A 13110-nucleotide genomic window follows, 5' to 3' on the forward strand; every position below is an offset into this window, starting at 1 on the left:
GCCGCCGGTCACGCACCGCGTTGTCCCGGAGCAGCCGGTCCCCGCGCGGGAGGCACTCGCAGCGAACAGTGCGGATTGCCCGGTTCTGCGGGGCCCGATTCGCAACTGTTCACACGTCTCACGGGCACCCTACCGCCCACCGTTGTCAGTGGTTGTCAGTAGGATCGCGCTTCGAACGATCGACGTCCGCCGGACACGGGGCGGCGGGCGGAACGGTTGGTCCGGCAAGGGAATTGGTGCGAAGTGAGCCACATCGTCGTCAAGCGCCCGCCGCGGGCACTGCCGAGGGAAGTGCCCACGAGCGAGGTGGTGCTGCAGCCGCCGCCGGAGCTTCCGCGGGGGCAGCAGGAAGGCGCCCTGATGCAGCTCCTGCCCATGCTCGGCATGGGCGGTTCCGTGGTGTTCTTCTTCAATCCCCAGGCCCAGCCCTTCATGAAGATCATGGGCATGGTGATGATCGCCTCGACGATCGCCATGGGCATCGCGATGCTGATCCGCTACCGGCGGGGCACCCAGGGGCAGATCGCCGACATCCGCCGGGACTACCTGCGGTATCTGTCGCAGGTCCGGCGCGGGGCGCAGAACACCGCCAAGGCCCAGCGCGACGCCCAGTACTACCTGCACCCTTCACCGGAGCAACTGTGGGCGCTGGTCGCCGAGGGCAGCCGGGTGTGGGAGCGGCGCGCCGGTGACGAGGACTTCGGGCAGGTGCGCGTGGGTCTCGGCCCGCAGGCCCTGGCGACGCCGTTGATCGCGCCGGAGAGCGCGCCGGTGGACCAGCTGGAGCCGCTGACGGCGGGCGCCATGCAGCGTTTCCTGGCCACGCACAGCACCCTCGAGGACCTGCCGATGGCGGTCTCGCTGCGCGCCTTCTACCACGTGTCGATCAGCGGCGACCCGGCGACCGTGCGCGGCTCCGCCCGCGCGGTGGCCGCCTCCCTCGCCTCGCTGCACTCCCCCGAGGACCTGGTCATCGCCGTCGCCACCGGACGGGAGTCCGCGCCCGAGTGGGAGTGGGCCAAGTGGCTGCCGCACGTACAGGCGAAGGGCGAGGCGGACGGCGCCGGCAGCCGGCGGCTGATCACCACCGACCCGGTCGAGCTGGAGGACCTGCTGGGAGCCCGGCTCCAGGGCCGCCCGCGCTTCCACCCGAGCGCGCCGCCGGTGCCCGAGCAGCCGCACGTGGTGGTCGTCCTCGACGGTGTCTCGCTGCCGCCGACCTCCCTGCTGGCCAGCCCGGAGGGCCTTCAGGGCGTCACGGTCCTGGAGGTCGTCCCGGGTGAGCTGACCGCCGGCCGCGGCGACCTGTCGATCGTCGTGCACCCGCGCGAACTGCGCCTGGAGTCGGCGCACGGCATGGTCTACGAGGGCACGCCCGACGTCCTGGCGTACGAGGGCGCGGAGGCCCTGGCCCGCCAGCTGGCGCCCCTGCGGGTGGCGTCCGGCGGCGACGACGACGAACCGCTGCTGGCCAACCTGGAGTTCACCGATCTGCTGAACCTGGGCGACGCGGCCACCGTCGACCCGCGGCGCACCTGGCGGCCGCGTTCGCAGTCCGAGCGGCTGCGCGTGCCGATCGGTGTCGGCGAGGACGGCCGGCCCGTGATGCTGGACCTCAAGGAGGCGGCGCAGGAGGGCATGGGCCCGCACGGTCTGTGCGTCGGCGCGACCGGTTCCGGCAAGTCGGAGCTGCTGCGCACCCTGGTCCTCGGTCTCGCCGTGACCCACTCCTCCGAGACGCTGAACTTCGTCCTCGCGGACTTCAAGGGCGGTGCGACCTTCGCGGGCATGGCCCAGCTGCCGCACGTCGCCGCGGTGATCACCAACCTGGCGGACGACCTCACCCTGGTCGACCGTATGGGCGACTCGATCCGCGGTGAGCTGAACCGCCGTCAGGAGATGCTGCGGGACGCGGGCAATTACGCCAACATCCACGCGTACGAGAAGGCCCGCCAGGCCGGTGCCGCGCTGCAGCCGATTCCCTCGCTGGTGCTCGTCATCGACGAGTTCAGCGAGCTGCTGACCGCGAAGCCGGACTTCATCGAGATGTTCGTGCAGATCGGCCGTATCGGCCGCTCGCTCGGCGTGCACCTGCTCCTCGCCTCGCAGCGCCTGGAGGAGGGCCGGCTGCGCGGCCTGGAGACCTACCTGTCGTACCGGATCGGTCTGCGGACCTTCTCGGCGGCCGAGTCGCGCGCCGCGATCGGCGTCCCGGACGCCTACGAGCTGCCGAACGTGCCGGGTTCCGGCTTCCTGAAGTACGGCACGGACGAGATGGTCCGCTTCAAGGCGGCGTACGTCTCCGGTGTGTACCGCTCCAGCGCCCAGCAGGCGGCGTCGGTCGGCGGCCCGCTGCCGGTCGACCGCAGGCCCGTGCTGTTCACGGCGTCGCAGGTGCCGGTGCAGTACGTGGCGGTGCCGCAGCAGCGCCCGGAGGAGGACCCGGACCGGCCCGACGACGCGCTCGCCGACACCGTGCTCGATGTCATCGTGCGGCGCCTGGAGGCGCAGGGCCCGGCCGCCCACCAGGTGTGGCTGCCGCCGCTGGACAGCCCGCCGTCGCTCGATTCCCTGCTGCCCGGCCTCGCCGCCGTGCCCGGCCGCGGCCTCACCCAGCCCGGCTACGAGGGCGCGGGCCGGCTCGTCATCCCCGTCGGCATCGTCGACAAGCCGTACGAGCAGCGCCGTGACCCGCTGTGGACCGACTTCGGCGGCGCGGCCGGCCATATGCAGATCCTCGGCGGCCCGCAGTCCGGCAAGTCGACCCTGGTGCGCTCGGTCATCGCGGCGTTCGCGCTCACCCACACCCCGCACGAAGTGCAGTTCTACGCGCTGGACTTCGGCGGTGGCGGCCTGTCGTCGGTGGCGGGCCTGCCGCACGTCGGCGGGGTCGCCTCCCGGCTGGACCCGGAGAAGGTCCGCCGGACGGTCGCCGAGGTGTACGGCATCATGACGCGCCGCGAGGAGTACTTCCGCACGGCGGGCATCTCCTCCATCGCGGAGTTCCGCGCCCGCCGCGCGCGCGGCGACATCTCCACGGCCGACCAGCCGTGGGGTGATGTCTTCCTGGTCATCGACGGCTGGGGCAACTTCCGCCAGGACTACGACGGTCTGGAGCCGGCCGTCCTGGACATCGCGGCGCGCGGCCTCGGTTACGGCATGCACGTGATCCTCACCGCGTCGCGTTCCATGGAGGTCCGCTCCAACCTCAAGGACCACCTGATGAACCGCCTGGAGCTGCGGCTCGGCGACCCGATGGACTCCGAGTTCGACCGCAAGGTCGCGGCGAACGTGCCGACCGGTGTCCCGGGCCGCGGCCAGACCCCGCAGCGGCAGCACTTCATGGCGGCTGTCCCGCGCATAGACGGACTGTCCTCGGACACGGACCTGGCGGAGGCGACGCAGGCGCTCGCAGCGGAGGTCTCCCGGCACTGGCAGCAGCCCGGTGCCCCCGAAGTCCGGCTCCTGCCGCGGGAGTTCCCGGCGCACCAGCTGCCGCCCGGCAACCGTTTCCCGAACCGGGGCATCGCCTTCGCCCTGGACGAGGACAACCTGGAGCCGGTGTTCGTGGACTTCGAGCAGGACCCGTTCTTCCTCGTCTTCGGCGAGAGCGAGTCCGGCAAGTCCAACCTGCTGAAGCTGCTCATCCAGCGCCTCACCGAGCGCTACGACGGCAACGAGGCGAAGCTGTTCGTCGTGGACAACCGGCGCTCCCTGCTCGGCGTGACGCCGGACTCGCATCTGGCCGAGTACGTCCCCATGTCCAACCAGATGCAGCACCACATGGACGCGCTCGCCGACCTGATGCAGCGCCGCACGCCGACCGCGGACGTCACCCCGCAGCAGCTGCGCGACCGCAGCTGGTGGAACGGGCCCACGGTGTTCATCATCGTCGACGACTACGACCTGGTCTCCACGTCCAGCGGCAACCCGCTGTCGGGGCTGACGGAACTGCTCCCGTTCGCCCGGGACGTCGGCGTCCGCTTCATCATCGCCCGCTCCACCGCGGGCGCGGGCCGCGCCGGCTACGAGCCCTTCATGCAGCGCATGAAGGAACTGGGCGCGCAGGGCGTGGTCCTCGCCGGCGACCCGAACGAGGGCGACCTGCTGGGCGGCGTTCGCCCGCGGCCGATGCCCGCGGGGCGCGGTGTGTTCGTGTCACGCAAGCGGGGGAAGCCGCTCGTCCAGGTGGGGTTGGTGCCGGACGTCCATCAGTGACGGGCACGGTGTGGCGGGCTTCGGGGCCGCTTCCGCTTCGGCGGGGGCGGCCCCGTTGCCGTACCGGGCCGCGGGTTCAGAAGACGGGCAGGGCGTGGAGCGAGGCACCGTGGACGACGAAGGCCCTGTTGCCGCCGACGGCGAGGGCGACCCGCTCGGCCTTCGGAAGCGCGTAGGTCCACACCTCGTACCCCTCGCCCTCGTCCACGGTGCGCACCACGGTCTCGGAGGACGTGTCGATCATCCACACGCCGGTGCCCTGGGAGAGGACGGGCCGGGTGCGGTCGGCGCCTGTCTGGGTACTCCACAGCTGTTTCGCGTCGGTGCGGCGGAGACGTTCGAGCCCTGTGCCGCCGACGGAGTAGACGGAGTCCCCGTGGACCGTGGCGGGGCCCCATTCCGTGGGGATCCTGTACATGTCGGTGGTGGATTCGGACCAGATCTCGGTGCCGTCCGTCACCTTCACCGCGGTCAGCGTCCTGCCGTTGACATACACGACCCCGCCCTGGACGACGGGCTCGACCGGCACCTTCTCGGCCTGCTCCCGGCGTTCCCAGGCGACACGTCCGTCCTCCGTCGCCACGGCCAGGACATGCCCGTCGGTGGTCGGGAGCACCAGGCGGCCGCCGCCCAGCGCCGCCTTCGGGGAGAGCGTGCCCCGGTAGGCCGCGGGCAGCTTCGCCGTCCAGCGGATCGTGGCGTCCGAGCGCCGCACCGCGCGCAGCCTGCCGTCCTTCGCGTGGACGTAGACGGTGTCCTCGTCCGCGGCCAGCAGGGCCTCGGCTTCGGCGGCCGCCGTCCATTTGGGCTCACCGGTGGACGGCACGAAGGTCACCAGCGTGCCCTTCGGGTCGACGGCGACGATCAGCCGGTCGGACAGCGACAGGTACTGACTGGACAGCAGCTCCGGTCTCTCCCAGCGCTTCGTGCCGTCGACGACGTTGTAGGCCGCGATACCGCCGAACGTTCCGATGACGACGACATCGCGCACGGGCATCGGTGCGGGGGACTCGGCGTCCACGGCGAGGCGCACCTTCCACAGCGCCTCGGGGGAGCCGTCGACCACGTAGTCACCAGCATCCGCGTCGAGCAACCGGGCCCGCGGTGCCGGCACGGCGGGCGGCAGGGTGAACAGGGCCTCCCGTGCCTCCTTGCGTGCCTTCTCCCGCAGCTGCCACCACCCCGTCGTGGCTCCACCCGTGGCGAGCACGGCGCCGCCGACGGCGAGGCCGGTGAGCAGGCGGCGCCGCGGCACGCCGTCCGTGGTGCTCACCGGTGCGGTGAGCTGACGGATCCGGCGCTCGCGTGCCTTGATCTCCTCCCCCACCGGACCACGGGCCCACACGCGCGCCGCGTTCCTCGGCGCGGTGAACGCCGTCGCGATCTGGCCGGCGGTGGGCCGTACGGCCTCGTCCTTGGCCAGGCAGGGAGCGATGAGGGTGTGCAGTTGCGGGGACAGGCCGTGCCAGAGCGGCTCGCCGTGGACGACCTCGTACTGCACCGCGGCCACGTGGCCGCCCTCGAACGCGCGTTGCCCGGTCGCCGCGTAGACGAGGACGGCACCCAGGGAGAAGACGTCCGCCGCGGGCGTCACCCGGCGGCCCAGAACCTGCTCGGGTGCGCCGTACCCCGGCGTGACCGGGATCTGCCCGGTGGTGGTGAGCGTCAGCCCGTGCTCGGGCCGCGCGATGCCGAAGTCGATGACACGCGGTCCGGTCGCGGTCAGCACGATGTTCTGCGGCTTGAGGTCGCGGTGGACGAATCCGGCGGTGTGGATGTCCGTCAGGGTGCGAGCGACCGATGCCGCCAGGGCGTGCACTCTCGTCTCGTCGAGGGGTCCGTGCTGATCGACCGCTTCGTCCAGCGTGGGCCCGGCCAGGAACTCCGTGGCGATCCAGGGGCGTCCGCCCTCGGTCTGCGCCCCCAGCACTGCCGCCACGCCGGGGCTGCGGACCGCCCGCGCGGCCAGTGCCTCACGGACGAAGCGCTGCGAGAGGTTGTGGTCGTGGGCGAGTTCCGGGCGGAGCACCTTCACCGCGGCGACCGTCCCGGTCCGGTCCTGGCCGGCGTACACCTTGCCCATGCCGCCCTCGCCCAGCACGCCGAGCAGGCGGTACGGCCCGAGACGAACGGGGTCGCCGGTGCCCAGGGGTTTCATCGCTGATCGCCTTCTGTCTGGATCGTGGGTCGTTCGGTCCGGTGGCCGCTCATTCCAGGGGGAAGGCCGCGAGGAACCTGCCGCCGAGGGCGAGGGTCACCTCGGCCTTCTCGTGGGCGACGAAGCGGTCACCGGTGGTCCGGTAGGAGCGGGTGGGCGTACGGGTCGAGAGATCGACGGCCCAGAGGCGTGAGGAACGCCTGCGGTAGACGTGGCCGGTCCCGATGACGGGGGCGTCCGTGAGGTCCGTCTTCGCTCCCTCGCCGCCCTTCTCCTGCCACCGGACCCGCCCGCTGCCCGCATCCACCGCGACAAGGCCGATGCCCTTCTCGACGGCGTACACCACACCGTCCTTGACGGCCGGCGGGCCGTAGGTACGTCCGGGGCGTTCCGTCGAGGAGTCCCACACCTGGCTGCCGTCGCTCAGCCGCAAGGCCTCCAGAGGGCCCGTGCCGATGTAGAGATGGCGGTCGTCGGCCGCGAGCGGCAGCCGCAGACGGTTCGGTGAACGGCCGTCGAGCGGCTTCTCCCAGCGGACGGCGCCGGTGCGGGTGTCGCGTGCGACCACCCGGACCTTGCCGTCGTTCGTCTCCTGGAGCGCCACCAGATGGCGGCCCGATACACGGGCGGCGACGAAGAGCAGGCGGTCCGCGCCGTCGCTCCGGCCGGGCAGCGGCTGGGTCCACAGTCGCCGGCCGGTGCCGAGCTCGACGGCGAACAGGGACCAGGTCTGGGAGGCGACCCAGTACGTGTCGTACTTTCCCCGGCCCGCCGCCACATAGGCGACACCGTCCGCGGTGCACAGGATCTGGTTGTAGGTGATGACACCGTTGACGTCGGTGAACTCGGCGAACGGTTCCGCCACCGTGCCGGAGGCGAGGTCGACGGACGCGAGGAGCAGCGGGAATCCCCCGGGCTTGCCCAGGTTGCCCTCGGAACCCTCCGGCGCGACGACCTGGATCAGCCGCTCGCCGTCGGTCGCCACCTGCCACGTCGGCTCCAGCCGGTCCGACGCCCACCGGATCTCCCCGCCGGCGGCGGCCAGACCGGCCAGGCCCTGACCCGCCCTCACCACCACCAGGTCCCCCACGGCGAGGGGCCGGGCGGGATACAGGTCGTCCTCGGGCGTGGCGACCTGTCGCTGCCAGATCGAGTCGAGGTCCTTGGTGGGCAGCACGCTGTTGCTCGGGCCGGCGACCGGTGGAGCCTGCTTTGGACCCGGTCGCCGGCTCCACGCCCACGCGCCCGCGCCCGCGGCCACCGCGCCGACGGCCAGTCCGCTTCCCGCCAGCAGCAGACGTCTGCGGGACACCACGGCGGCCGGCGGCGCCTCCTCGGCTTCCGCCCGGGGCGGGGCGGGCAGCCGCCGCGGGGTGATGTGCCAGACCTCGGTGGCCCGGCGGGCGATCTCCGCGAGCAGTGCGTCCGGCAGGTGATCGGCGAAATGCCCGGTGCCGTCGTGGAGCCGGGCGGCGAGGTCGGCGGTGGTGGGCCGCCGGAAGGGGTTCTTGTCGAGGCACTGCGCCAGGATCGGGACGAGCGCGGTGGGGACGCCGCTCAGATCCGGGTCGGCGTACCGGACCCGGTACAGCAGATCCTGGGTCTGCCCGTGGCCGAACGGTGCCCGTCCGGTCGCGGCGAAGACGAGGACTCCGGCGAGCGCGAAGACGTCCCCGGCCGCGTCGTGGTCCTGCCCGGTCGCCTGCTCGGGCGACATGAAGGCCGGAGTGCCGACCGCCGCGCCGAGCCGGGTGAGCCGGTCGTCACCGATGGCCCGCGCGATACCGAAGTCGATGAGCTTCGGGCCGTAGGCGGTGACGAGGATGTTGGACGGCTTGAGATCCCGGTGCACGACCTCCGAGGCGTGCAGCCGTCCGAGCGCCGCGCACAGCGCCGCCCCCAGCGCGCGCAGCGCCGCCTCGGGCAGCGGCCCGGCGGTGTCGACGGCCTCGTCCAGCGGCGGTCCGAGCACGTACTCGGTCGCCAGCCAGGGCGTGGGGGCGAGCGGATCGGCGTCCACGACCCGTGCGCCGAACTCCCCGCCGATGACGCGGGCGGCGTCGACCTCCAGCCGGAACCGGGTGCGGGCGGCCGGATCGGCGGCTGTTCCGGCGTGCATGGTCTTGAGCGCGACCGTACGCCCTCCGGCGGAGCGCGCCACGTAGACCGTCCCCATGCCGCCGCTGCCCAGCCGGGCGATGAGCCGGAAGGGGCCGAGGGTGGCGGGGTCGTCGTGGGTGAGGGGGAGCGGCATGGGTCTTCTTGTCGTCAGGGGTGGTGTCGGGAAGCGGCGGTGCCTGGTGCGGGCGGTTCGGTCTCCGCGGCCAGTACGGCTGCCGACTGGTGCGCGAGGGCGGCGACGATCCGTGCGGGCAGCCAGCCGGGGCCGAGGAGTGACTCGGCGCGGGTGGCGGGCTCCTGACCGGTCGGGGAGGGTGTCCCCGGGCTCGCCAGTTCCTCGGCGATCTCGGCGAGCTGGGGGCGGTGGGCGGGGTCCCGCGCCAGGCAGCGGGGCACGAGCGAGCGCAACGACGGGGGTAGTTCGCCGCGTTCGGGTGCCGTGTATCCGGTGGCGGCGTAGGCGAGCGTGGCCCCGAGGGCGTACACGTCACCCAGTGGCCGCGGCCGGCCGCCGGCCGCCTGCTCGGGCGGAAGGCTGCCGGGGTCGAGGCCGGGAGCGTCATGGCGCGGGGCGCCCTCGGGGGCAGCGGCCCGTACCGCGCCGTAGCAGGTGAGCCGCGGGCCGTCCGCGGTGAGCAGCACGGCGGCGGGACAGAGTCCGGCGTGGGACAACTGCTGGCCGTGCAGAACGGCCAGGGTTTCCGCCAGGGCGACACCGAGGGCTCGTACCGTGTGCTCGGGCAGCGGGCCTCCGTGGACGGCGAGCGCGGTGGGGAGCGAAAGGGCGGGCACATACGGCCGGGCGTGCCAGGGCCGGTCACCGGGCGGGGCGAGTTCGGTGGCCGGGGAGGACCAGGGGCCGAGCAGATAGCGGGAGGCCTCGGCCTCGGCCATGAACCGCCGCGCGTCCACGGCCGGCAGTGGGGTGCTGAGCAGGACGGTGCGGTCACCGTCCGGCCCGCGGGCGATGAACCGGTGCTCGGGGACGGCCGTGCCCGGTCCGGTGTGCTTGTCGTCGAGCCGGGTGATGACCGTGTACGGCCCGATCTGCCGCGTCCTGGGACGGTGCCCGGCAGCCTGGGCGGGCGTGCTCACGTCTCCGTCTCCCTCCTTTCCCGCCCGCTCGCTCGTCACCGGGAGCGCCGCAGCCGCACGACCGCCGTGCCGGTGAGGGCGAGGCCGAGCACGGTGGCCGCGGCGGACAGGGAGAGCAAGAGGGGGTGGTAGTGGTTGCGGGGCGGGGCCGTGGCGGAGACGGTGTCCGAGTCCTCCACCGAGGACTGCTCCGCGTCGTCGGCCGGGGTGGGCGAGGGCGTCGCCGCGGACTCCGCCAGCAGGTTCCCGCCGTTCTCCTTGACGAGCGGATCGACGTCGGCGGGGCCGGGGTCGTAATCGGCGTCAGCCAGGACCTTGCGGGGGCGGATCAGCCCGTAGCCCGCATAGCGGCTCGGGGTGTCCTTGGGCCAGGAACGACTGGCTGTGTCGATCAGCGAGCGGGTGACCTGGTTCACCGACCAGTCGGGGTGGGCGGACCAGATCAGCGCTGCCGCCGCCGAGACGAGGGCGGCGGCCGGCCGGGTGTCGGGACCGCCGACGCAGTAGGAGCGGAAGGTCGCGTCGCACCAACGCGGGATCTTCTCGCCCGGCGCCCCGAGATCGACGTCGTCCCCGCCGGCGGCGTTCTTCGACACCGTGCCGGAGGAGTCGATGGACGTCACCCCCAGCACATACGGGTTCCTGGCCGGAAAGGCGATGGCACGCTCCTGCCGGACTCCGTTGCCTACGGAGGCGATCAGCAGCTTGCCTTTCGACGCCGCGTAGTCGATGGCCGCCTGGTCGTTGCCCGTGAACCACTCCCAGCTGACCGAGAGGTTGATGATCCTGGCGTCGGTGTCGGCCGCCGCCGTGATCGCCTCCGCCAGGTCGGGTGTCTTCCGCCGCTCCTCGTCGTCGGCGCGCAGCTCGTCCAGCTCGATGCGATACGGGACGATCTTGGCGCCCGGCGCGAGGCCCTTGAGCCCACCGCCCGCGCCCGTACCCGCGATCAGCTCGGCCATGGTGGTCCCGTTGCCGGTGTAGTCGTCGGTGACGCGGTAACCGACGGCATCGGGAACCTCGTCAACGAGGACCTGCCCCTTCAGCGCGGGTGTGCCGGCGTTGACGCCGCTGTCGATGACGGCGACCTTGACGCCCTTCCCCGTGCTGGTCTTCCACATCCGCTCGGCCTGCATCGGCCCCAGATACCACTGTTGCGCCTGGGCGTCGGCCGCGGCGGCGCTCCGGGTGAGTCCCGTGGCGGTGACCGTGGCCATGGCGACCAGGGCTCCCACGAGCGCGCCGGCAACTCGCGGACGCCGACTCCCGGGTGACTTCATGGTGGTGCTCGCCCCGCTCCCCCGCACGACAGCAGGGTGGGCGCCTCCCGCGCGCGCCCACCCCGCTGATCCGTTCTCCGGCCGTGTCTACACGAAGTAGCTGGCGGCCTTCTTGTCGCCTTCCATGTACGTACCACCGGACTGGGCGACGACGTGGCCGATGCCCATCAGGGCCTGGTGGATGTCGTTGGCTTCCTTGTCCCAGCGGGCCAGCTTGCCCTCGAAGCTGCCGGCAGCCTCACCCGCCCAGTACTGCTTGCTGTTCTCGACCATCTTGCGAAGCTCCTGCAGGTCCTGCTCGAGAGTCTTCGCCTCGTTGCCGATGGTGGTCGCCGCGGAGTCCAGCGCGTCATAAGAGACGGAAAGCCCGTCACCGTTGTGGCCCATGCCTGCCTACCTTGTCTCGCTCGTGTGCGGAGTGATGTGCGGTGAGTTTCCCGCTCGAGGGTTCCTGAAGAGACGGGGGCTCGACTCAGGACATCGAGCTGAAAGGAGACACCGTGGGAGCGCCGTCCTGGAGGTTGATCCGGTTGACCGCCGCGCGGACCTCGTCTTCCTTGGTGTCCTTGATGTCGCGCGTCTTGGTCATGGCCTCCATGACCTCACCGAGGATGTTGCCGATCCTCTGCAGCGACTGGTTGATCTCGTACTGCTTCTTGTCGAACTCGCTACGGCCGATACCCTGCCAGTTGCCGCCCTCGAGGCTGTCGATGACGCCCTGCAGGTTGTGCACCCGCTTGCGGATGTTCTCGTACTTCTCGTACATCTGCTTCTGCAGCTTGATTACTGCTGCATCTTCAAGCTTCTGGTCCATAGCCATGGCCAGCCTTCCTTTCGTCTGTCTGTCTTCCGGTCGATTGGTTCAGATGGCGGGGCCGCACCCGGTGGTGCGGGCCCGCGTGGCCACTCGGCAAGGACCGCTGGTCACATCACCTGGCGCGCCGGGCCCGCAGGACGGCGGCGCCGGCGCCACCGATGACGAGCACCGCGGCGGCGGCTCCCAGCACGATCCACAGGGTGTTGTCGTCACCGGCGTCTGCTGCGGCCGCTTCCGCGTCCGATCCTGCCGCCGATGTGCCGCCGGTTGAACCCTTTCCGGGGGCCTGTGACGCGCCTGATGCAGAAGTGGAGGGATCGGACGAGGAGTTGCCCGCGTTGTCGGCATTGCCGCTGTCGCTGCCGTCGCTCGCGTCCCGCGCGCCCGCCTTGGCCAGCACATCGCCCCCGTTGATCTTCGCCAGCGGGTCGACGTCCGGGGGGCCGGGATCGTAGCTGGGGTTCTCCAGGACGACTCGGGGACGGATGAATCCGTAGCCCGCGGTCTTGCTCGGCTTGTCCTTGGGCCAGCCGCGCCCGGCGGTGTCGAGCAGGGCTCGGGTGACCTGGTTGACGGTCCAGTCGGGGTGGGCGGACCAGATCAGGGCTGCCGCTGCCGAGACGAGGGCCGTGGCCTGACTGGTTCCTTGGGCCTGACAGTACGACCGGAAGGTCTCGTCACACCACGCCGGGAGGCCCTCGCCGGGCGCCACGAGGTCGGTGTAACCGTCGGATGACTCCTTCGAGAACTTCGCCACCTTGTAATTGGAGTCGGTCGCACCGACACCCAGCACATAGGGATGCATCACCGTCACGCTGGGGGCACCATCGTTGCCTACGGATGCGACAAGCAACTTGCCCTTGGAGGCGGCGTATTTGATGGCGGCCTCGCTCTCAGCGGACGACATGCCCCCGAAGGACATGTTGATGATCTTGGCGTCGCTGTCAGCCGCGGCTTTGAGCGCCACCTCGGGCGGGGTCTCCTTGTCGGCTTCCTCCCCCACGATTTCCCACAGCATTCGCACTCGGTACGGTACGACCTTGGCTCCCGGCGCCAACCCCTTGATGCCGCCGTCCGCTCCCGTGCCGACGATCAGCTCAGCCATGGTCGTTCCGTGGCCGAGATAGTCATCAGTAGCCCCGTAAGCGACCGATTTGGGGACTTCGTCAGCCAGAACCTGTCCCTTCAATGAGGGAGTGTTCGGGTTCACCCCGGAGTCGAGGACAGCAATCTTGACCCCCTCGCCCTTGGTGACCTTCCACATCTGCTCGACCTGCATCGGCCCCAGATACCACTGCATCGACTGGGCGTCAGCCGCCGAGGCGTTCGGGGCCAGCCCCACACTCACGGCAGCCAGGGCGCCGACGACCGCACCCGCGGCACGCACTCTCCGACCGCACCATGTCCCGAGGAGCGTCCCT

General features: G+C 71.6%; 8 protein-coding genes. 1 reads left to right on the top strand and 7 read right to left on the bottom strand.

The genetic code is table 11. The features are described from left to right. The first annotated feature begins 243 nt into the window (after positions 1–243). Positions 244–4218 carry a type VII secretion protein EccCa gene (gene eccCa / locus AB0K92_RS08830; RefSeq protein WP_365920779.1) on the top strand — a complete coding sequence of 1325 codons (3975 nt, stop codon included), beginning with the start codon at positions 244–246 and terminating at the stop codon, positions 4216–4218. A 76-nt stretch (positions 4219–4294) separates the two neighbouring features. On the opposite strand, the gene AB0K92_RS08835 is transcribed toward eccCa, so the two are convergent. The 7 genes from AB0K92_RS08835 to AB0K92_RS08865 all read right to left on the bottom strand — a co-directional run bounded on the left by AB0K92_RS08835 (position 4295) and on the right by AB0K92_RS08865 (position 13076). Next, entirely contained in the window at positions 4295–6376 is a 2082-nt protein-coding gene (locus AB0K92_RS08835) for a serine/threonine-protein kinase (RefSeq protein ID WP_365920781.1), read from the bottom strand. A gap of 49 nt (positions 6377–6425) precedes the next feature. After that, positions 6426–8630 (bottom strand): protein kinase, encoded by a 2205-nt coding sequence (locus AB0K92_RS08840; protein WP_365920783.1) that lies wholly within the window; start codon positions 8628–8630, stop codon positions 6426–6428. A gap of 14 nt (positions 8631–8644) precedes the next feature. Then, positions 8645–9592 carry a serine/threonine protein kinase gene (locus AB0K92_RS08845; RefSeq protein WP_365920785.1) on the bottom strand — a complete coding sequence of 316 codons (948 nt, stop codon included), beginning with the start codon at positions 9590–9592 and terminating at the stop codon, positions 8645–8647. Positions 9593–9627: 35 nt separating this feature from the next. Continuing rightward, positions 9628–10809, bottom strand: a complete 1182-nt coding sequence (locus AB0K92_RS08850; RefSeq protein ID WP_365920787.1) for a S8 family serine peptidase — start codon at positions 10807–10809, stop codon at positions 9628–9630. A gap of 150 nt (positions 10810–10959) precedes the next feature. After that, positions 10960–11259, bottom strand: coding sequence for a WXG100 family type VII secretion target (locus AB0K92_RS08855; protein ID WP_365920789.1), 300 nt, complete (start codon positions 11257–11259; stop codon positions 10960–10962). A gap of 85 nt (positions 11260–11344) precedes the next feature. Further along, a complete protein-coding gene (locus AB0K92_RS08860) occupies positions 11345–11692 on the bottom strand; it encodes a WXG100 family type VII secretion target (RefSeq protein ID WP_365920791.1) in 348 nt (115 codons plus the stop codon). A 109-nt stretch (positions 11693–11801) separates the two neighbouring features. Further along, entirely contained in the window at positions 11802–13076 is a 1275-nt protein-coding gene (locus tag AB0K92_RS08865; RefSeq protein WP_365920793.1) for a S8 family serine peptidase, read from the bottom strand. Between the last annotated feature and the right edge of the window lie 34 nt (positions 13077–13110).

It is taken from the genome of Streptomyces sp. NPDC052687, assembly GCF_040678395.1.
Lineage (GTDB): Bacteria > Actinomycetota > Actinomycetes > Streptomycetales > Streptomycetaceae > Streptomyces.

Coding starts and splice junctions, on each gene's coding strand:
- AB0K92_RS08835 (WP_365920781.1), bottom strand. CDS start 6,376: ATGAAACCCCTGGGCACCGGCGACCCCGTTCGTCTCGGGCCGTACCGC.
- AB0K92_RS08840 (WP_365920783.1), bottom strand. CDS start 8,630: ATGCCGCTCCCCCTCACCCACGACGACCCCGCCACCCTCGGCCCCTTC.
- AB0K92_RS08850 (WP_365920787.1), bottom strand. CDS start 10,809: ATGGCCACGGTCACCGCCACGGGACTCACCCGGAGCGCCGCCGCGGCC.
- AB0K92_RS08855 (WP_365920789.1), bottom strand. CDS start 11,259: ATGGGCCACAACGGTGACGGGCTTTCCGTCTCTTATGACGCGCTGGAC.
- AB0K92_RS08860 (WP_365920791.1), bottom strand. CDS start 11,692: ATGGCTATGGACCAGAAGCTTGAAGATGCAGCAGTAATCAAGCTGCAG.